This window comes from Flavobacteriales bacterium (assembly GCA_016700415.1).
Taxonomy (GTDB): domain Bacteria; phylum Bacteroidota; class Bacteroidia; order Flavobacteriales_F; family PHOS-HE28; genus PHOS-HE28.
In genome coordinates, this window is record CP065018.1 from 511,678 (window position 1) to 530,721 (window position 19,044).

Annotated in this window: 11 protein-coding genes; 4 read left to right on the forward strand and 7 right to left on the reverse strand. The window is 58.4% G+C overall.

Annotated elements, in window-relative coordinates; translation table 11 throughout:
- Window positions 1-18: 18 nt before the first annotated feature.
- Window positions 19-1,542, forward strand: coding sequence for a T9SS type A sorting domain-containing protein (locus IPP95_02070; GenBank protein QQS73037.1), 1,524 nt, complete (start codon window positions 19-21; stop codon window positions 1,540-1,542).
- The gene (locus IPP95_02075) at window positions 1,499-1,996 is read left to right on the forward strand and encodes a hypothetical protein (GenBank protein QQS73038.1); all 498 of its coding nucleotides are present in this window, start codon (window positions 1,499-1,501) and stop codon (window positions 1,994-1,996) included. Before IPP95_02070 ends, IPP95_02075 begins: the two co-directional genes overlap by 44 nt.
- Window positions 1,997-2,141: 145 nt before the next feature.
- Here the strand turns inward: IPP95_02075 and IPP95_02080 are convergent, their stop codons facing one another.
- The 3 genes from IPP95_02080 to IPP95_02090 form a co-directional block, all read right to left on the reverse strand.
- Complete coding sequence (locus IPP95_02080) at window positions 2,142-2,534, reverse strand: DUF1987 domain-containing protein (GenBank protein ID QQS73039.1); 393 nt, start codon at window positions 2,532-2,534, stop codon at window positions 2,142-2,144.
- 143 nt (window positions 2,535-2,677) lie between these two features.
- Complete coding sequence (locus tag IPP95_02085) at window positions 2,678-3,082, reverse strand: hypothetical protein (GenBank protein QQS73040.1); 405 nt, start codon at window positions 3,080-3,082, stop codon at window positions 2,678-2,680.
- A complete protein-coding gene (locus IPP95_02090) occupies window positions 3,079-3,582 on the reverse strand; it encodes a tetratricopeptide repeat protein (GenBank protein QQS73041.1) in 504 nt (167 codons plus the stop codon). Before IPP95_02090 ends, IPP95_02085 begins: the two co-directional genes overlap by 4 nt.
- 260 nt (window positions 3,583-3,842) lie before the next feature.
- Here IPP95_02090 and IPP95_02095 point away from each other — a divergent pair, with 260 nt between their 5' ends.
- Entirely contained in the window at window positions 3,843-4,952 is a 1,110-nt protein-coding gene (locus IPP95_02095) for a hypothetical protein (protein ID QQS73042.1), read from the forward strand.
- A gap of 2 nt (window positions 4,953-4,954) precedes the next feature.
- Here IPP95_02095 and IPP95_02100 read toward each other — a convergent pair whose 3' ends face one another.
- Together IPP95_02100 and IPP95_02105 are read right to left on the reverse strand one after the other, a co-directional pair.
- On the reverse strand, window positions 4,955-6,115 hold the full coding sequence (locus IPP95_02100) for a hypothetical protein (GenBank protein QQS73043.1): 1,161 nt from the start codon (window positions 6,113-6,115) through the stop codon (window positions 4,955-4,957).
- 73 nt (window positions 6,116-6,188) lie between these two features.
- Window positions 6,189-7,793, reverse strand: coding sequence for a hypothetical protein (locus IPP95_02105; GenBank protein ID QQS73044.1), 1,605 nt, complete (start codon window positions 7,791-7,793; stop codon window positions 6,189-6,191).
- A gap of 122 nt (window positions 7,794-7,915) precedes the next feature.
- Between IPP95_02105 and IPP95_02110 the strand changes: the two genes are divergently transcribed.
- The gene (locus tag IPP95_02110; protein QQS73045.1) at window positions 7,916-8,326 is read left to right on the forward strand and encodes a hypothetical protein; all 411 of its coding nucleotides are present in this window, start codon (window positions 7,916-7,918) and stop codon (window positions 8,324-8,326) included.
- A gap of 7 nt (window positions 8,327-8,333) precedes the next feature.
- Here IPP95_02110 and IPP95_02115 read toward each other — a convergent pair whose 3' ends face one another.
- Window positions 8,334-9,632, reverse strand: coding sequence for a replication-associated recombination protein A (locus tag IPP95_02115; protein ID QQS73046.1), 1,299 nt, complete (start codon window positions 9,630-9,632; stop codon window positions 8,334-8,336).
- 106 nt (window positions 9,633-9,738) lie between these two features.
- The gene (locus IPP95_02120; protein QQS73047.1) at window positions 9,739-18,825 is read right to left on the reverse strand and encodes a hypothetical protein; all 9,087 of its coding nucleotides are present in this window, start codon (window positions 18,823-18,825) and stop codon (window positions 9,739-9,741) included.
- Window positions 18,826-19,044 lie beyond the last annotated feature (219 nt).

Genomic DNA, 19,044 nt, shown 5'->3' on the forward strand with positions numbered 1-19,044 from the left:
CGCAAGATCTGGATGGTTATGTACCTTGGGCTTGTGCAAATACTTGCACAAGCCCAAGGCTTTAACCGGCACTACGATGCTTACAATGCTGGCTTCTACGAACAAGGTTGGGACATCGAGCCGGCAGGCAACGGCTGGATGGTGTTCTCCGGGAGTTTTGAACCGGATACGCTGGGTCCGGACAGTATTGTAGGTGTTTACGTTGCCCTCCTGCAACGCTTGGATGAAGAGGGGAACCTCACCTTGGAAAAGCGAATTCAACTTCCCGGCCATTCCATCTATTTGGGCTGGGCGGATTGTTGCGATACTACTGCTGCGGACGACGGCTACGTGATCAGTGGCAGCAGTGGTGAATACTATACGGAAATAGTAAAAGCCCGCCTCATGCGTTTGACCGCTATCGGCGATACTCTCTGGACCCGTTCATACGGGAGTATAGGTGATTTTTGGATCGGCTCGCAAGTGAAGCAAACACCGGATGGTGGTTTTCTCATTTGTGGCTACACCGGTCCAACAACAGGTTCACATTTCGATGGCTTTGCGTTAAAGGCCGACAGCCTCGGCAATGAAGCATGGCGTCACACCTATGGGCTTGGCGCGTTGGACGAGGACTTAGCTTGCATCGCATTAGTACCGAACGGCTTTGTTCTGTCAGGTGTCACTACTTCAACTTCCAATAGCGTCGATTTTTGGATCACCAAGATCAACAACGAGGGAACGGTAATATGGACCAATCGCTTTGGAAGCCCGTTCGAGGAACCCGAACCTACAATACTTCATTTGGAAGATGGTCGGTTGGTCCTGGCAGGAGCATGGGCTGCCAATTCAAATGTATTTATGACCCCCTATTTGGCTTTCATTGATACAGCCAATGGGGATGTACTAAACTCTCACCTTTATGGTGTTCCCCATTACAGCACGACACTCTTTGCCGCAAAGCAATTTTCAAATTCGGACATCATTCTTGCCGGTGTCAGTTATAGTGAGGGCCCTCAACAAGGTCTTTTAATACGCACCACGAGCGATGGCGACAGCCTGTGGATGCGCAACTACTTTTACTACGATGCCGATGTGGAAGAGGGCCAAGGGCGTTTCTTTGATGTGCTCCCCACGGCGGATAACGGCTGCATTGCCGCCGGGGTGGCCTACAACCCGGTGAACGCCCCCTACCCACCGGGCCATTCCCAGGACACTTGGGTGGTGAAGGTGGACAGCATGGGCTGCGTAGTGCCGGGCTGCGATGGCATTACCGGCATTACCGAGCAGGTCACCAACCTTACAAGTGCGTTGCACCTCTACCCCAACCCGGTGCATGGGTTATTGCATGTGGGCATAGAGCTGCCGCCCAAGCTCACTACCAGCGGGCCGCTTACGCTTACCGTTACAAGCCTAAGTGGGCAGGTGGTGTTGCAGGAGCAAGTTCCATCAAGCGCGCCGGATGAGGTGGAGCTGGATGTGGGGCACTTTGCCGCTGGTACTTACGCGCTGCATTTGAGCGATGCGCATACTTGGCTGGCGGGGGCGAAATTCGTGGTGGAGTAAAGCTCACCCAATGTCATCAGCGGTTTCACGTTCCATGTTCATCCGGTCGGAGCTTTCCCACGCTGCGCCAACTGCACTGCTGGAATGGGAGGGCATCGATACCGTACATCCCAACCATCCCGTGGGCGGCAACGCCGTCACGCGAAAGATGAGCAAGAAGAGCATTGGCTGGGAAGCCTCCGGGCCTCCGTCTCGGGTCATGCCCGGGATGACAGCCCGGAGTGACGCATCTGTGGGCCGCGTGTGGATCAACGACGAAAAGCACTTCGATGGCGTGCCCGAGGCCGCAAGGAACTTCTATATCGGCGGCTACCAGCCCGCGCAGAAATGGCTGAAGGACCGCCACGGCCGCACCCTCACCTTCGATGACCTGCGGCACTACCAGCGCATCATCGTGGCGTTGACGGAGATGGGCAAGGTGATGGAGGAAGTGGATTCGGCGGGGGTGGTGTGAGGCTCACCATAGTTTTGAGGACCACAAGAGCGTGAACGCTCGCGCGCGAATTGCGTCAAATGCTTTCGCCCGAACGGCGGGAAACGCCCAGCCTTCCTGCTTCGTGTTCTTGGCGTCCTTTGTGGTAGACCACCCTCGACCAACCTCAAAAAAGATCCCTCACCTCGATGAAGTTGAAACTCATCGGGAACAAGCTTTGGTAGTCCTTCCCGGTCTCGGCCATCTCTTCGTCACCGGTCTCATAATGCCAGTTCACCTGCACCTGCTTTCCGTGCTCGTTCACGGCGCTAAGGCGGTCGAAGATGTTGTAGAAGTGCTTGCTGCTGCTGGTATCCAAGTAATCCAGCCGCATGTTCACCGTGGTCTGCTCCCTCGGCTGCTTGAGGTATTCCTCCAACCAGCGGTACACGCGGTCGTAGAACTGCTCGCTGTTGGCCGGCAGGGAACGACCGATAAAATCAATGGTTCCGTGCTCCAGATCCAGTTCGATCTCCGGCGATGTTGCCGTACGGTCGATGTGCATGTGTTTCAGCGCCATGGTCACGGTTCACTCGGACCAAATTAGGCCGCGCCGCAGCGAAGGGGCCACCCCCGAAAAGAATTCTGTGAACAGCCGAACGTGGATGGACTCCACGATCATGGCATCGGGAGCGATGCGCGCCGGCGGATCAGAGCCGCCGCCTACTTTCCTTGATAGACGCTTACGATCTCACCATCGCTCGGGAGGATGATCTCGGTATCGTTCACCCGCCTGGCCCAGTAGAGGTATTTGCCCGTTCCGTGGCAGGCGAAGGCGGTCATGGTCGCGCCTCCTTCAAGGGTCTTTACCGGAAATGTCCTCCACGTTCCGTTCTGGTCTTCCATGGCCACTTTCACTTCCATCATCTCACCGCAGATGTTCTTCAGTTCCACCTGGTACACGCCGCTGAAGTCCCGCTTGAAACCCTTATAGTCCTCGCATTTCTCACAAGGTTGCCCCCAACTGCTGGAAGCCTTCACCAAGCAGTCCGCATAGGTCTGGTCCTGGGCCTGTGTGGATGAACAAAGCCAGGTCACTGTGAACAGAAGGAGGATGGATCGTGTCATTTGCAGCGGTTGTTCTTTAGGATGATCTTGGCTTCGGCGTTACCCATTTTCTTGCTTTTCAACCAGTCCGCGCAGGCCCCTTTGGTATTGCCTTGGGCCTTTTGGGCCCAGCCGCGGTTGTTGTAGGCTTCCTGATCTTCGGGGTCCAATTGAAGCACTGTGTTGAAATCCTGGATGGCGAGGTCCTGCTTGCCCAGTTTGCCATACGCACTGCCCCGGCTGGTGTAGGCCCACAAGTGGTCCTTCTTGCGCTCGATCACAGAGGTGAAGTCGGCGATGGCAGCGTCGTATTCACGCTGCAGGCTATGGCAGAAACCGCGTTGGAGATAAGCGTTGAGGTATTCCGGGTCCGCCGCGAGGACTTCCGTGTATATGTCGACGGCCTTCGCATAGCCACCGTTGTTGTACGCCTGCTCCCCTTTATGGAAAAGGGCGTCGATATCCGCGCCGGACGCCGCGACCGGCTCCTGTGCCATGGACACTTGGGTCAGGAGAAGCATGGCTGGAAAGAGCAGCGTTTTCATCATATCTGGCCGTTCATACGCAGGAGAGGAGGCGCGGTTTCAACTGTACTGCATGAAACCTCCGGTATGGTGGCTTCGTAATGAAGGGCAAAACCATCCGGAAAATGAAAAAGCCGAATAACAACGTGGCCATGCGCACATTGGTGATGGCCGCGGTCCTGGTCATGGGATTAGTGGCCACCCTGCTGGCCAAGGGCCTCATCTCCACTGCGCTGCTGGCCTCCTGATCGGTCCCGATGAGCCTTCGCCGCACTCTTCCTGCCCTGCGGACCCTGTCGTTCATGCTGGCCATGGCCATTTCGGCCATCGGCATGTCGCAGGGCCGGTTCGTTATCAACGGCCGGCTGAAAGTGGACGGTGGCGGGCTGGACGGTTGCAAGATGGTGGTGTACCGCGACGGGGAAAAATTCAAGACCATCTCCGCCGACCTGAATAAGTTCAGCCTGGAACTGGAGTTGAGCAAGAACTATGTGCTTTCCTTCGAAAAGCCCGGTTTCGTCACCAAGAAGTTGTCCTTCAATACGAACGCCCCGGCCTCTGCATCGCTGATCGGATTCACTCCGTTCGACTTCGTGGTCTCCTTATTCAAGCAATATGACGGCATGAATACGGTCGTCTTCAACCAACCGGTGGGCATGATCCGGTTTGATGAGAGGCTGGGCGACTTCGACTACGACACGGACTACACGAAAAGCATACAAAGCGCTTTGGAGGCAGCCCAGGCCGAAGTCGCGCGGAAGCAGCAGGAGGAAGAGCGCGAGCTGGCCGAGGCGGCCAAGCGCAAGGAGCAGGAGGAAAAGGATAAGGCCAAAGCGGATGCCCAAACCCAAAAGGAAGCAACAGCCAAGGCAAAAGAAGACGCCAAAGCACAAGCCAAGCAGGAAGCTGCGGCACGCGAAGCTCAACAGGCCCGGACCGCTGAAGTGAAACCTGAACCCAAGCCAGTGGCGCCGCCGCCCATTGTGGAAAAGGAAATACGCAAAGTGCCGAAACCGCGCGCTGCCGCCGTGGCACGTGCGATCGCAAAACCACGAGAGAACAACGAAGGGCGCAGCCCAACAGCCCCGCGCATCGCTGAGGAGCGATCGCCTGTGGAGCCTGCTTTGGCCCGTGTTTCCGAGGAACCCCGGCCCAAATTCGAGGCTACGCCCATTGCCATCGTACGCCATCAGGACGTGATCGTGGAGCCCAACCAAGTGGTGACCGTGGTGCGGCTGGAACGCGGTGCCACGCGAACGGAATACCGCAAGGTGATCCGGAAGTACAGCGGCACGTTCTATTTCAAGGACGGTTCAAGCTGCACCCGCTCCACCTACGAGAGCGAGGCTTTGGCGGAGGTCCGATAAGTTCACCACGCAGCCTCAATGTTCAGCGCAAGGGCCTTGCCGCTGAACTCATTGGAGAAGAGCCCGATGGCATTGGGCGTATGCAGGCCGATGCGGAAGTGTTTGCCAAGCATGCTTATCAAGCCCGCCGAAGCGCGGAAGTCCCCGAACCCGCCGTACCCGGCACCGATCGAAACGGCCATGCACTTCGCAAACACCAGGTTGCGCACGATCGTGGCATGAGGCAGATAGCCGGGCAGGTAGCGGTAGTCTACCGATAGTTCATAAGGCTGCATTCCATGGAAGTTGGATCGCTTGTGGAACTTACCGGCTCCAAGCCGGGCTTCGACCCGTGCAGGCAACGCCCGCATGAAGCTCCCCTTGGAATATCCAAGCCCGAGGCTGTCCTGCAAGGTCGTTTTGTTCACTAACAACCCGTCCAGGTCCAGAATGTCCTCGACCTCTATGCCCTCATAGCGTATGGTGGAATCCTTCGTGACGGAAAGAGCGTTGTCGTTCCAAGCGATGAATCCCAAGTCGGTAACGCCCAAAGAGAACACGGCCGTGGACCGGAAGAGTTGGAACCTGTGCCGCCACTGCACGTTGATGGCCGCACCGATCCCCTTGTTGAAACCGTTCCGTGCCGTATCGCTCCGATGGTATTCCCCGTTAAGTTGAAGTTCAAGGAGCCTCCCGAAAGGCGCCGTGTAGAGATCGGCCTTTTCAATTTGCCCGGCGTTCAACGCCTGTCCGTTCACCACGGCCAGTTCCACGAAGGACCCGGAATTCCTGTCCTCCACACCGAGCCCGAAGGTTTGATACGTGACCTGCTCGAACGCACTGGGACCAAGGTGTGCGGTGAGGTCCTCATAGCCCGCATTCCCAAAAAAGGAAAGGGCATAGACATCCGTGGTAAAACGGATGCCCATTACACTTTGGTAAGCCAGACTGAAGCGCGGCATCCATCCGGTGCGGCCGAAAAATTTGTCCCCCCACGCATAGGTGGCCATGCCGCCCAGTTCATAACCTGCCCGGTTGGCATTCCCCATGTTGTCCAATGTGCGTTGGCGCACTTCGCTGCTCAAGGCCCCCCCAAAGTAGATCCCGGTCACCAGATCATTTCGGAGCACGTTCGAATCAAAGCCGGCTGAAACCACCATGGTGAACCGGTGTCCATCGGTCATGATCGGAAGCGGGAGGGAGTCCTGCTGGGCCGAGACGAGGATCGGGAACAGAATGGGAAGCAGATGCCAGCACCTATTCATCGCCGTTCACCGTGTAGTTGGCGCCAACGGTCAGCTGCAGATCCATCCGGTAATCACTGTGTAACTGTATGTGTTGGGATTGATCCGCCGTATTGAAGATGGCCGAGATCCGCACTTTTCCGATGGCTTGAAGCAGGTCCATTTGGTCTGATGATACGTCGAAATCCAGGCGGCTGGAGACGCTCGCGGAGACGGTCCCATCACTGCCCAAGATGCCCGAAGAGACGGCTCCTCCGGGATATAGGACGGTGAGTACTTGGTCCGCTTCATCCACGATGGCCAGCTCAATGGCCGCGCTGAACGGGAAGCCATTGTCCACGAACAGGTGCAAGGTGCCGCTTCGCCATGCATGACCGTCCGCATTGCCCGGCAGGTCCAAGGCCACGGTCTTGCGCAGCGTGAGGTCCGTGGCGATCAGGTTCAATGGGATGTCTATCTCCAGGTCGGCGGAGAGCTTGCTGTCGTGGTAGAGGAAATCATGGCCATTGCTGATGTCACCAAGCGGGTTGATGGTGATGTCCAAGGCATAGTCCACCCGGCTTGGCAGGTTTTCGATGAAGAGGTCGATATTGCTGTTGCCTTGGTCAAGGTTGAACGTGTTCAATGCCGATTGGAACATTCCGCCCAGGTCCAATGCCCGGTCGATGTTCACGGGACCGGATGTGATGGCATGCGTCAAATCAACCGTGTTGCCGGTATTGTTGTTCACCGATCGCAAATAGTGGATGTTCGCCCGGGCATCCACACCGATGCCGTTACGGATCTTCAGCCGGGCGGTCACTTGGTCCAGGTCCAAAATTCCGCTGATGTTGTTGAAGAGGTCGAGATCGGTGGAGGAGGGGTCCACCGCGATCGTCCGTGTCCCGAAGGAACCCGTGGCATATTGGGGTATGATGTCGTGATAGCTCACCAGCGCCAGCAAGCTGTCTTGATCGGTTATGGAAATGATCGTGCCGTCAGGGGCATTGGAGTAGCTGATATGTGTGGCCAACGAGTTCACTTGGTCGAACGAAGGACCGCGCATGTCAAAGACGTAGCCGTCCAACGGCCTGCTGCTGCTGGCCACGCTGGGCGACGCGGGCGTACCCGGAGGCAAATGCTGAACGATGGAGAACGGAATGCCGTTCAGGGAGGCGCCGGGCAAGGCGAAGTCCCCGATGATCTGGCCGTTCATCATGTTGGTGATTGCGACGTCCACCTGCCCGCTGCGCACTTGCAATTGCGTGAGTTGGAGGTCATCGATGTCGAAGCGGGTCACATCGTCGTTTGTATTGAAGGTGGCACCGGGTTGGAATTGGATCGGTCCGGGGAAGGGCAGGGCATAGGCATATCGGAAACTGGTGTCCGGGGCGGTGAGCACCGTGTCCAAGGAAAGTGCGAACAGTGCACTGGAATAGAGAATATTCACGTTGCCCTGTTGGTCGGTGGTAAGAATGCTGTCGGGCACAATGTCCCCGATGGTCAACGTGGTTTTGGCCAACGGTGCCAAAAGCTCCAAGTCCCATTGGGGCGGTGCGGGGTCCTTCTGACAGCCGGAAAGGGCCGCCGCCGCGCAGAGCACGCATGCGAACAGAGATCTGGAGGGGAGGCCGCTCATGGTGGGAAAGGTAGGTGACAAGGTTCTTTCGGTGGACTTGCTCTGGCTTTGGAGCTTAAATTTGCCGCAAGGGTAAAAGCCCGGTGGTATTGCTAAAACGACGCATACTTTTTCCTTGGCTGTTGAGCGCAACGGTGATGTACGGCATCTCCTATGTCTGGCATGGCCTTGCGTTGACGGACATTTCGGAGTTGAAGATCGATCTTTCAACTTATCTCGTGCTTTCCGGGCTTGCCTATTTGGTGATCGGCCTTGGGTTGGTGACGTTGATGCACATTGGCATTGGCCGAGAATGGATCTCCTTGAAGTCCGGCTTCCCCCTGAAGTGCATGATCGCGGGTGCTTGCGCCGGGGTCGTTATCTACTTGGTCATTTTCATGTCCGGGCTTTCTTTTGCGAGCCACGGTCTACAGCACGTGGTGGTGGACGCGTTGTGGCAGGTGTTCGAGCAGGCCATCGGGGGCTTGATGGTGAGCCTTGGCCTCATCTATGACATGCACCGCAGCTTCATGGAAGCGGAGCGTGTGCATTAAATACTGGTCAACTACCGTACTTGGTTCCCCAAACTTGCTTCAAGTAGGCGGCGAACCCTTGCTCCCTGCGGTTATCACCCGGGTTGTAGAGTGTGGTCCCGCTCAATTCCTCGGGGAGGAACTCTTGCTCGCTGAAATGTCCCGGGGCATCATGACTGTATTGGTAGTCCTTCCCATGTCCAAGTTCCTTCATCAGTTTGGTCGGTGCATTGCGCAAATGGATGGGCACCGGGAGATCCCCTTTTTGCTTTACCAGCTCCTGGGCGGCACCGATGGCGAGGTAGCTAGCGTTGCTCTTAGGCGCGCAGGCCAGATACACGGCGCATTGGGAGAGTACGATCCGGCTTTCAGGCCAGCCGATCATCTGCGCCGCCTGCATGGCGGTGGTGGCCATCAGCAAAGCGTTCGGGTCAGCATTCCCGATGTCCTCACTGGCCAAGATCAACATCCGCCGGGCAATGAAGAGCGGGTCTTCCCCGCCTTCCACCATCCGTGCCAGCCAATACACGGCGGCGTTCGGGTCGCTGCCACGCATGCTCTTGATGAAGGCACTGACGATGTCGTAATGCTGTTCGCCCTGTTTGTCATATCGTGCGGCCGTGGTCTGGACCACCTCATGGACCAGCTCATCGGTGATCACGATGGTCGGCTTTCCAGCACTGTCCCGATGCTCGGGTTTTCCTGCCCGGACACATAGCTCGAACGTGTTCAGCAGCCTGCGAGCATCACCGCCGCTGGCCCGCATCAATGCGTCCGTTTCCTTGATCTCGATGTGCTTCTGCTTTAACTCGGTATCCTCCCGCATCGCACGGCGGAGCAGTCCGGTGAGGTCTTCCACCGTAAGGGGTTTCAGCACATAGACCTGTGAACGCGAGAGCAGCGCGCCGATCACCTCGAAGGAGGGGTTTTCCGTGGTGGCACCGATCAATGTGACCACGCCTTTCTCTACCGCGCCTAAGAGCGAATCCTGTTGTGCTTTGCTGAAGCGGTGGATCTCGTCGATGAAGAGCACCGCGCTGCGGGAAAACAAACCGCCTCCCCCGGCCTTGGCGATCACCTCCCGGATATCCTTCACCCCGCTGCTGATCGCGCTCAGCGTGTGGAACGGCCTGTCGAGTTCCTTTGCCAGCAGGCGGGCCATGGTGGTTTTTCCCACTCCGGGCGGCCCCCAGAGGATCATGCTCGGCAGGATCTTGCCGGCGATGGCTTTCCGGATGATGCCTTCCGGGCCCACCAGATGCCCTTGGCCCACGATCTCATCGAGGGTGGCAGGGCGCATCCGTTCAGCGAGCGGGGTGGTTTCCATGTTCGGGGGAGTGCGAAATTACCCCATGCCCAAGAGATCCTGAACAGACCCATTGACGAAAGCCCCCGCTGATGGCGAGGGCTTTCATCAATGGATATCAAGAAGATCAGGGCCTGTACATGATCTTGCCTGTTGCTTCTTTGCCGTTCAGCATGATGCGGTAGAAGAAGAGGCCGCCACTTGTGCTTTCAGGCTTGAATGCCAAGGCCACCTTGGTACCTTTTTCCACCTCGCCGTCGAAGAGGGTGGCGACGTTGTGGCCGAGCATGTCCATCACGATCACCGTGGCACGGCCATGGGCCTCGCTGGTAAAGCTGATCATGCTCTCATGTCGGAAGGGGTTCGGGGCAACCTGTACCTTGTCGATGACCACGGCGTCCGCAGTGGCGTGCTGGTTCAGCGGTGCTGCTTCACCGTCGCCCATCACGTGGATCACCTGCGTGGTGCTGGCGGTATTCCCGCATGCGTCCATCGCGGTATAGGTCCTGGTGATGGTGTAACCGCTTTCGCAGTCGCCCTTACCGGTCTCCTCGCTCATGTTCACCTCCACGTCCATGTCGCAGTTGTCCGTGGCCGAGCACTTATCTGCAACCGGGATCGAATTGCAATCCACGGTCACTTCGGAAGACACACAGCTCAGCACCGGCGCTTGGTTATCGGTGATGTAGATCATCTGGACGCAGTTCTCCTCATTGTTGTCCTCGTCCCTGAAGGTCCACGTGCGTGTCACCGTCACGGGGCAGATGCCGCTGGTAATGTCCTCATAGGTGAAGAAGTTCACCAGCGGGCAATCCGGGTTCTTGCGTGTGATGGGGATGCCGATGTCCTCCGGGTCGATGGAAGCACCGCATTCCACAGTGGTGACTGCAGGAGCGCAGGAGATGATGATCGGTGCTTCACATTCCGTTTTGCAACCGATCACTGTGATCACCTGTGTAGCGGAAGCTGTGTTGCCACAGGCATCGGTGGCGGTGAAAGTCCGCTCGACCGTATAGCTGCTTTCATCCGGTCCGGGGATCATTACGTCCTCCACATGTACGGTGAGGTCGTTCTTGCAATCCGACGCCCAGACGTCCTTGGGCTGGAAAGGAACCTTATCACATTCCACGGTGATGTCGGCAGGAACGTTCATCAGCACGGGGTCCTGGGTGTCCGTGACCAAGATGGTCTGGGTGCAGGTCTCCTCATTCCCCTCCACGTCGCGGAAGGTCCAATGACGCGTGACGGTGATCGGGCAGATGCCGCTGAATTCGTCGTAGTAGTTGAAGTAATCCACCAACGGGCAGTCGGGGTCCTTCCTGGTGATGGGAGTTCCGATATCATCCGGGTCTAAGGAACTTCCGCATTCCACATTGATCACGGCCGGGCCGCAGTCGATGATGATCGGCGCCTCGCAGCCTCCACAATCCTGCGGAAGGGCCTGTGCCGTGGCCGTGCTGGTGCAGCCATTGGCTCCGGTCACCACCAAGGTATAGGTTCCGGCATCGGCAACCTCGGGGTTTTGCTGAGTGCTGCTGAAGCCGTTCGGACCGCTCCATGCGAAGGTGCCGTTGCCATAACCGTGCAGGGTCACCGTATGCGTGGTGCAATCGATCATGCCACCGGATGCTTGTGCGCCTGGCGGGGTGATGATCTGGTCCACCATGGCGGTGGCCGTGGCGGAACAACCGTTGAGAGGATCGGTCACGGTGAGCACGTAGCTGCCGATGGCCGATACCGTCGGGTCTTCCATGCTGCTGGTGAACCCACCAGGTCCGCTCCAGCTGAAGGTTGCTCCGGAGGAAGTGCTTCCACCGTTGAGCGTAACAGTTGTAGCGGCGCAGGTGAGGGTACCGCCGGTGGCTGTGGCTCCAGGTGCATTGCTATCGGCATGTACAGTAGCCGTTGCCGTGCTCTGGCAACCGTTGCTTCCCGTCACCGTGAGGGCGTACGTGCCAGCCTCCGTTACCACAGGATTCTGCAAGCTGCTGGTGAATCCGTTGGGTCCGGTCCAAGCGAAGCTGCCGTTGCCGGTGCCTTGCAAGGTGATCGAGCTGACGTTGCAGTTGAGCGTTCCGCCAGCGGCTTGTGCACCGGGAACCACGTTATCCAGGATCACATCAGCGTTATCGGTGCTGGTGCAACCGTTGGTGCCGGTGACCACGAGGACGTAGTTGCCAGCCTCCGTTACCACAGGATTCTGCAAGCTGCTGGTAAAGCCGTTGGGTCCGGTCCAAGCGAAGCTGCCGTTGCCAGTGCCTTGCAGGGTGATCGAGCTGACGTTACAGTTGAGCGTTCCGCCAGCGGCCTGTGCGCCGGGGACGGTTCCGTCCTGTTCCACTTCAGCCGTTGCCGTGCTGGTGCAGCCGTTGCTTCCGGTCACCGTTAAGGTGTACGTACCGGCGGTGCCAACTGTCGGGTTCTGCAAGCTGCTGGTGAATCCGTTGGGTCCGGTCCATGCGAAGGTTCCGTTGCCGGTGCCTTGCAAGGTGATCGAGCTGACGTTGCAGTTAAGCGTTCCGCCAGCGGCCTGTGCGCCGGGGACGGTTCCGTCCTGTTCCACTTCAGCCGTTGCCGTGCTGGTGCAGCCGTTGCTTCCGGTCACCGTTAAGGTGTACGTACCGGCGGTGCCAACTGTCGGGTTCTGCAAGCTGCTGGTAAAGCCGTTGGGTCCGGTCCAAGCGAAGCTGCCGTTGCCGGTGCCTTGCAAGGTGATCGAGCTGACGTTACAGTTGAGCGTTCCGCCAGCGGCCTGTGCGCCGGGGACGGTTCCATCCTGTTCCACTTCAGCCGTTGCCGTGCTGGTGCAGCCGTTGCTTCCGGTCACCGTTAAGGTGTACGTACCGGCGGTGCCAACTGTCGGGTTCTGCAAGCTGCTGGTGAATCCGTTGGGTCCGGTCCAAGCGAAGGTTCCGTTGCCGGTGCCTTGCAAGGTGATCGAGCTGACGTTGCAGTTAAGCGTTCCGCCAGCGGCTTGTGCACCGGGAACCACGTTATCCAGGATCACATCCGCGTTGGCAGTGCTGGTGCAGCCGTTGGTGCCGGTGACCACGAGGACGTAGTTGCCAGCCTCCGTTACCACAGGATTCTGCAAGCTGCTGGTAAAGCCGTTGGGCCCGCTCCACGCGAAGCTGCCGTTGCCGGTGCCTTGCAAGGTGATCGAGCTGACGTTACAGTTGAGCGTTCCGCCAGCGGCCTGTGCGCCGGGGACGGTTCCGTCCAGGATCACATCAGCTGTGGCCGTGCTCCTGCAACCGTTGGTGCCCGTCACGGTGAGGTTGTAGGTCCCGGCCTCTGTCACAACAGGATTCTGCAAGCTGCTGGTAAAGCCGTTGGGTCCGGTCCACGCGAAGCTACCGTTGCCGGTGCCTTGCAAGGTGATCGAGCTGACGTTGCAGTTGAGCGTTCCGCCAGCGGCTTGTGCACCGGGAACCACGTTATCCAGGATCACATCCGCGTTGGCAGTGCTGGTGCAGCCGTTGGTGCCGGTGACCACGAGGACGTAGTTGCCAGCCTCCGTTACCACAGGATTCTGCAAGCTGCTGGTAAAGCCGTTGGGCCCGCTCCACGCGAAGCTGCCGTTGCCGGTGCCTTGCAAGGTGATCGAGCTGACGTTACAGTTGAGCGTTCCGCCAGCGGCCTGTGCGCCGGGGACGGTTCCGTCCAGGATCACATCAGCTGTGGCCGTGCTCCTGCAACCGTTGGTGCCCGTCACGGTGAGGTTGTAGGTCCCGGCCTCTGTCACAACAGGATTCTGCAAGCTGCTGGTGAATCCGTTGGGGCCGGTCCAAGCGAAGGTTCCGTTGCCGGTGCCTTGCAGGGTGATCGAACTGACGTTGCAGTTGAGCGTTCCGCCGGTGGCTTGTGCACCAGGGGCACTGCTATCGAGGATCACATCAGCGTTCGCGGTGCTGGTGCAACCGTTGGTGCCGGTGACCACGAGGACGTAGTTGCCAGCCTCCGTGACCACGGGGTTCTGCACACTGCTGGTGAATCCGTTGGGTCCGGTCCATGCGAAGGTTCCGTTGCCGGTGCCTTGCAAGGTGATCGAGCTGACGTTGCAGTTAAGCGTTCCGCCGGTGGCTTGTGCACCGGGAACCACGTTATCCAGGATCACATCAGCGTTGGCAGTGCTGGTGCAGCCGTTGGTGCCGGTAACCACGAGGACGTAGTTGCCAGCCTCCGTTACCACAGGATTCTGCAAGCTGCTGGTAAAGCCGTTGGGCCCGCTCCACGCGAAGGTTCCGTTGCCGGTGCCTTGCAAGGTGATCGAGCTGACGTTACAGTTGAGCGTTCCGCCAGCGGCTTGTGCACCGGGAACCACGTTATCCAGGATCACATCCGCGTTGGCAGTGCTGGTGCAGCCGTTGGTACCGGTGACCACGAGGACGTAGTTGCCAGCCTCCGTTACCACAGGATTCTGCAAGCTGCTGGTAAAGCCGTTGGGTCCGGTCCAAGCGAAGCTACCGTTGCCGGTGCCTTGCAAGGTGATCGAGCTGACGTTACAGTTGAGCGTTCCGCCAGCGGCTTGTGCACCGGGGGCAGTGCTATCGAGGATCACATCCGCGTTGGCGGTGCTGGTGCAGCCGTTGGTGCCGGTGACCACGAGGACGTAGTTGCCAGCCTCCGTTACCACAGGGTTCTGCAAGCTGCTGGTAAAGCCGTTGGGTCCGGTCCAAGCGAAGCTGCCGTTTCCGGTGCCTTGCAAGGTGATCGAGCTGACGTTGCAGTTGAGCGTTCCGCCAGCGGCCTGTGCGCCGGGAACCACGTTATCCAAGATCACATCAGCGTTTGCGGTGCTGGTGCAACCGTTGGTGCCGGTGACCACGAGGACGTAGTTGCCAGCCTCGGTGACCACAGGGTTCTGCAAGCTGCTGGTAAAGCCGTTGGGGCCGGTCCAAGCGAAGCTGCCGTTGCCGGTGCCTTGCAGGGTGATCGAACTGACGTTGCAGTTGAGCGTTCCGCCAGCGGCCTGTGCGCCGGGAACCACGTTATCCAAGATCACATCAGCGTTTGCGGTGCTGGTGCAACCGTTGGTGCCGGTGACCACGAGGACGTAGTTGCCGGCCTCGGTCACGACCGGGTTCTGCAAGCTGCTGGTAAAGCCGTTGGGTCCGGTCCATGCGAAGGTTCCGTTGCCGGTGCCTTGCAAGGTGATCGAGCTGACGTTGCAGTTGAGCGTTCCGCCAGCGGCTTGTGCACCGGGAACCACGTTATCCAAGATCACATCAGCGTTAGCGGTGCTGGTGCAGCCGTTGGTGCCGGTGACCACGAGGACGTAGTTGCCAGCCTCGGTGACCACAGGGTTCTGCAAGCTGCTCGTGAATCCGTTGGGGCCGGTCCAAGCGAAGCTGCCGTTGCCGGTGCCTTGCAGGGTGATCGAACTGACGTTGCAGTTGAGCGTTCCGCCAGCGGCCTGTGCGCCGGGAACCACGTTATCCAAGATCACATCAGCGTTTGCGGTGCTGGTGCAACCGTTGGTGCCGGTGACCACGAGGACGTAGTTGCCGGCCTCGGTCACGACCGGGTTCTGCAAGCTGCTGGTGAATCCGTTGGGTCCGGTCCAAGCGAAGGTTCCGTTGCCAGTGCCTTGCAGGGTGATCGAGCTGACGTTGCAGTTGAGCGTTCCGCCAGCGGCTTGTGCGCCGGGGGCAGTGATGTTCTGGCCCACTACTGCGGTGGCCGTTGCGGAACAACCGTTGACGGGATCGGTCACGGTAAGCACATAGCTTCCGGGAGCCGATACAGTTGGGTCTTCCATGCTGCTAGTGAACCCACCGGGTCCGCTCCAGCTGAAGGTCACGCCAGAGGTAGTGCTTCCTCCGTTGAGCGTAATGCTGGTCACTGCGCAGGTCAATTCGCCGCTGGCGGTCGCGCTTGCGTTCGGTGCCGTCGTGTTCATGGCCACCGAAGTCGTGGCGTTGCTGCTGCATCCGGTCTGCACCACGGTCACCGTGAGGGTGTAGGTGCCGGCCGCGTCCACCGTCGGGGTGGCCGAGTTGGCACCGCTCACGATATGACCACCTCCGCTGGCGGTCCATGCGAAGGCCACACCACTGGTGCTCGATGAGCCGTTCAGAGTTACCTGCGATCCGGTCGTGCAGGTGATCGTCTTCGCGGGGCCGGCGTCCACGTTCGGCGTTCCACTGGAACCGATCGTTACAGTGATATGGGCCGTGCATCCATGCGCATCGGTAACGTCAACGTAGTAGGGCCCGGGAGCCAGGTTGTTCACCGATGCACCGGTGCTTCCCTCGCTCCAGAGATAGGTGTACGACGAGGTGCCTCCGCTGATGTTCACGCTGGCCGATCCATCACTGTTGTTGCAGGTCGCGTTCACCCCGTTGATCAAGCCGGAAAGGACAGCTGGTTGTGAAACCGTGAATGTGTGCGAGGCTTGGCACCCATTGTTGTCCGTCACCTGCACCGTGTATGGGCCGGGGGCCAGGTTGCTGATCGTAGCGCCTGAGCCACCATTGCTCCATGAATAGATGAAAGGCCCAACACCCGTGGAGGACGCGGTGATGGATCCGTCGGCGGCACCGTTGCAGGAAACATTCGTCACCGTGCCGCTCGCTTCGATCAGTTTTACCGTCACCACCTGGTCCGCGGCACCTGCGAGGATGCATGCATCACCACCGATGATCCGGCGGATGAAGGTCTTGGCGTTCACCACGCCGATCATGGAGCCGGGAAGGTCTTGCGCAGTGGCGCCGCTGATGTCGCTCCATATCAGGCTGTCGCTGCTGATCTGCCATTGAAAAGTGGTCGCAGAGCCCAAGGACGGGTAGCTGGACGCACTGTTGTTGCGGACCACCGTGGGCAGTGAATAGGCCGGAGTGCTGCCGGTGATGTCCCCGGGGACCGAGCCCGCACAAACGTTCTGGTTGCCGGTAATGGTGTTCCCCAACAGGTCGGGCGGGTTGGCCCATACCACAATGCCAGGCTCGTAGTCGCTGCTGAGCTTGGTGGTGTTCAGGGCTCCTTGGGTAAGGGGGATGTTGTTCGACTTGGAGGTCACAATGGTGTAGATGCGGCAGTTGCTGAATTTGATGCCACGCTCACCCACTGGATCGTAGTCATCACCCGTTCCGCCGTAGTAAGTGCTGAAATTGAGCGTGGAAAGGTCAGTGCTCAGCTTCAGGAAAACCTTGTCGTTGGAGCCATTGTTGGTGGCCTGCAAGGGCACGTTCGGTCCCGAGCTTACCGGGAAGTTGGTGCTGTTGGTGTAGCCGAACACATAAACATCATTGTTAAGGTCCGTGTTCAAGCCCATCATGTTCACCTCATTGTCGGAACCACCGATATAGGTGCTTCCGAGGAAGTTCTGGTTTAAGTCCATCCGGGCGATGAACAGGTCGTTGCTTCCTCCGTTGTAGCTGTTGTCATATGTGCCGCTGGAAGAAGTGTTGCTGGAGGCCAGTCCCGAAGTGACCCCTCCGAAGAAGATCTCACTACCAGTAGTGTTCATGGACATGCATAAAATGGCCAAGCTCTTGCTGCTGGCTGCCTGGAAGTAGGAGGACCACAAGGTGGTGCCGCTCCCCGACACGCGCTGGAGGAAGCCGGCCTCAGTGCCACCGAGAGTGGCTTGACGGGGGCTAAGGGTAGGGAAGTTGGAGCTCTTGGTCCGGCCACCTAGGAAAATGTCGCCGGAGGTCGGCTCATAAAGCATGATCTGCGCCAGGTCATCGCTTGAGCCGCCGTAGTTCCGCATCCACTGAAGGGCCGAAAGATCCCCATTGATGCGGAACAGGAGCACGTCGTTGCCCCCGGAATTCGTGTTGGAGGCGCCACTGCCGCTATTGACGGTGGCCAAGGTGGTGCTGGTGGTGTTCCCGCCGATGATCACGTCCCCATTGGGAGTGAGGCGGAGGTCGAATGCGCTGTCCGTTCCATTGCCGCCCACTACGGCCGACTTGATCGAGTTGCCGTCGGTGTTGATCTTCACCACGTAGACGTCATCCCCGGATTGGGATTGTTGGTTCACGCTGCTGCCGGAGAAGGCTGAGCCGCCGATCAGGGGGAAGTTCGTGCTGGCCGTGTAACCGGTGATGTACAGATTTCCGTCAGCGCCTTGCTCCATGGCATAGGGGTTTTCAATACCATTTCCCCCAATGTAGGTCTGCCATACACGGCTGCCGCTGCCGCCGATAGTGGCGGGTTCCAAGTATTTTCCCACCACCATGTCATAGCTTCCATTCTCCGTCGTGTCAAATGCACCCGGGGTGATCTGGTCGGTGCCACCGCTAACGCGCGACACCACGTAAATGGCCTGGTCCGTGGGATCCACCCAAATGCAGTGTCCATGGTTGTCCGAGCCGGAGTTGGTGTTCATCCAAGTGGCCCAACGCAGGGCGATCGGATCGATCACCAAGCTTTCGTTCTTGTCATAGGCGCCCAGTTCAAAGCGAAGGGTGTTTTTCCCCTCCACTTTGTAAGCGGCCTGCACGGTGTGCTCCTTGCCATTTACGCGCTGATAGACCACCGGGGCCGGATAAGAGAGTTCTCCCAAGCTGGTGTTCAACACCAGTTCGCCCTTTGTGTTGACCCGGATCTGGTCAATGCCTTCAAATTGAATGGCCACTTGCTTGGGGTCGCTGCCCGGCTTGCAGATGATGTCGTACTCGAGCGACCCGTCCTCGGCCGGGTAGTAACGCACATCAATGCCGCGATACGTGTTGTTGTACCACACCTCCTGATAGCTGTGTACGTCCAAGGCCGAGACCGCACCGAGGAAGTAGTTGGAAATGACTTCATGGCTTTTGCGGCTTTCCACCTTCATGCCCGGTGAAGCACCTTGAAAGCTCAGCTTCCAACTATGGCCTTTTTTGTTTCTGACGGGATCACGATGTGGCAAGCCTTCCTGGATCTCTTTTTCGAATGCAACGCCGTCCAATTGGAATTGCGCGATCGAAACGGGATCGAAGGCGGTGATCACCATGCCGGAACTCGTGGCTACCGCTTGCCCCATGGGCAGATCGGCACGATACAGCACCGGAGAGCTGAACTGCCCCTTGTTCTCCATGAAGTGGATCTCCTTGTCATGCTCATTGAGCAGACCTGAGAGGTCGTCATGGTGGTCATGCTGCACATCCTTTGAAAGCATCGCCTGCGTCCGGGCGAGTTGTGCATGGCCTTGAAGGACCATCGCGAGGACCATGATCAGCGTCATGGCTTGCCGGATAAACGAATCGGGTCTGGTGTTCCTCATTTGCGTTGGGGTGAAAGATTGAATGATCGAAGCCTTGTTCATTTTTTTGATCGAAGGGGGCAAATATTTTGGCATCCGTCCCCTTTTGTCAAGGACTCATCTGTGAATATCCCCATTTTGTAGGGCATTTAGCCTTGTTCGTCGTCGAAAAAAGTTACGATGACCTGATGGGTAAGGTGTAAAAAACCGACCTGTTCAAAACTTTTTCGGGTGGCTCAT

What these genes read in the sequence shown, in the direction of transcription:
- IPP95_02120 (QQS73047.1), bottom strand. Translation starts at nt 18,825, where the DNA reads ATGAGGAACACCAGACCCGATTCGTTTATCCGGCAAGCCATGACGCTG.
- IPP95_02115 (QQS73046.1), bottom strand. Translation starts at nt 9,632, where the DNA reads ATGGAAACCACCCCGCTCGCTGAACGGATGCGCCCTGCCACCCTCGAT.
- IPP95_02105 (QQS73044.1), bottom strand. Translation starts at nt 7,793, where the DNA reads ATGAGCGGCCTCCCCTCCAGATCTCTGTTCGCATGCGTGCTCTGCGCG.
- IPP95_02100 (QQS73043.1), bottom strand. Translation starts at nt 6,115, where the DNA reads ATGACCGATGGACACCGGTTCACCATGGTGGTTTCAGCCGGCTTTGAT.
- IPP95_02080 (QQS73039.1), bottom strand. Translation starts at nt 2,534, where the DNA reads ATGGCGCTGAAACACATGCACATCGACCGTACGGCAACATCGCCGGAG.
- IPP95_02095 (QQS73042.1), top strand. Translation starts at nt 3,843, where the DNA reads ATGAGCCTTCGCCGCACTCTTCCTGCCCTGCGGACCCTGTCGTTCATG.
- IPP95_02075 (QQS73038.1), top strand. Translation starts at nt 1,499, where the DNA reads ATGCGCATACTTGGCTGGCGGGGGCGAAATTCGTGGTGGAGTAAAGCT.
- IPP95_02085 (QQS73040.1), bottom strand. Translation starts at nt 3,082, where the DNA reads ATGACACGATCCATCCTCCTTCTGTTCACAGTGACCTGGCTTTGTTCA.
- IPP95_02090 (QQS73041.1), bottom strand. Translation starts at nt 3,582, where the DNA reads ATGCTTCTCCTGACCCAAGTGTCCATGGCACAGGAGCCGGTCGCGGCG.
- IPP95_02070 (QQS73037.1), top strand. Translation starts at nt 19, where the DNA reads ATGTACCTTGGGCTTGTGCAAATACTTGCACAAGCCCAAGGCTTTAAC.